Origin of the sequence: Streptomyces sp. NPDC002130, from assembly GCF_040296465.1 — a bacterium.
In the GTDB taxonomy this organism is placed as follows: domain Bacteria; phylum Actinomycetota; class Actinomycetes; order Streptomycetales; family Streptomycetaceae; genus Streptomyces.
On record NZ_JBEOXI010000891.1, the window covers coordinates 1 to 1,358 of the forward strand.

2 protein-coding genes are annotated in these 1,358 nt (G+C 62.4%); both read left to right on the forward strand.

Features of this window, described 5'->3' with window-relative positions:
- On the forward strand, window positions 1-967 hold a 967-nt coding region (mftC, locus tag ABT116_RS46690; protein ID WP_351647342.1), incomplete at its 5' end, for a mycofactocin radical SAM maturase.
- Window positions 968-1,022: 55 nt separating this feature from the next.
- Window positions 1,023-1,322, forward strand: a complete 300-nt coding sequence (locus tag ABT116_RS46695; RefSeq protein ID WP_351647344.1) for an alpha-hydroxy-acid oxidizing protein — start codon at window positions 1,023-1,025, stop codon at window positions 1,320-1,322.
- Window positions 1,323-1,358: the final 36 nt, after the last annotated feature.

The window sequence follows — 1,358 nt, forward strand, 5'->3', positions numbered from 1 at the left end:
GCCGACGGTACGCTCCGACTTCTGGGAGCTCGTCGACTACGCGACCGACCACCAGGTTGGTGTGAAGTTCTCCACCAACGGCGTGAAGATCGACAAGAAGGTCGCGGCGCGCCTCGCCGCCAGTGACTACGTCGACGTGCAGATTTCCATCGACGGTGCCACCGCTGAGGTCAATGACGCTGTGCGCGGGCCTGGTTCGTTCGCGATGGCTGAGCGCGCTCTCGCGAACCTGAAGGAAGCCGGCTTCAAGGACGCCAAGATTTCGGTGGTCGTCACGCGGCACAATGTCAGTCAGCTCGACGAGTTCAAGGCTCTCGCGGACAAGTACGACGCGACCCTGCGCATCACTCGACTGCGTCCTTCGGGCCGCGGCGCCGACGTGTGGGACGACCTGCACCCACGCCCCGAGCAGCAGCGTGAGCTCTACAACTGGCTGGTGGCCAATGGTGAAGGCGTCCTGACGGGCGACTCGTTCTTCCACCTCTCCGCCTTCGGCGATGCACTGCCTGGTCTCAATCTCTGTGGTGCGGGCCGAGTCGTGTGCCTGATCGATCCGGTCGGTGACGTGTACGCGTGCCCGTTCGCGATTCACGAGCAGTTCCTTGCCGGAAACATCGTGAAAGACGGTGGATTCCAGGAAGTCTGGCAGCACTCGGACCTGTTCGAGGAGCTGCGCTCGCCGCAGACCGGTGGCGCCTGCAGCAAGTGCAACCACTACGACTCCTGCCGCGGCGGCTGCATGGCGGCCAAGTTCTTCACCGGACTGCCGATGGACGGACCCGACCCCGAGTGCGTCATCGGCAACGGTGAAATGGCATTGGCGTCGGCGGGAGAGGTCCCGAAGTCCAGTGTCGATCACTCCCGTTCCGGTCAACGCAAGACCCCACGTGCATCCGTGCCCCTGACACTGATGATGCGTCCGCCCGCCAAGATTTGTGACGAAAACCCGCTTGCGGGAATGCAGTAACTACTGCGCGATACCGACAGTGCGGCGAAAGCTGCACCCCAGAGAGGTCAGTTCAATGGCTAAGAATGCTTTCTTCGAGACGGTGGCAGAAGCACAGCGCCGTGCGAAGAAGAGGTTGCCCAAGTCCGTGTACGCGGCGTTGGTGGCGGGATCCGAGAAAGGGCTGACGGTCGACGACAACGTCGCGGCATTCAGCGAACTGGGTTTCGCTCCCCACGCTGCGGGACTGTCGGACAAGCGCGAGATGTCCACCACCATTATGGGCCAGGACATTTCGTTGCCCGTCATGATTTCACCGACCGGTGTGCAGGCAGTGCACCCTGACGGTGAGGTAGCTGTAGCTCCCTGCCACTGACAGTGCGCCCCTCGCTCCGGAAAAGGTGATCTTGAA

Coding starts and splice junctions, on each gene's coding strand:
- ABT116_RS46695 (WP_351647344.1), top strand. CDS start 1,023: ATGGCTAAGAATGCTTTCTTCGAGACGGTGGCAGAAGCACAGCGCCGT.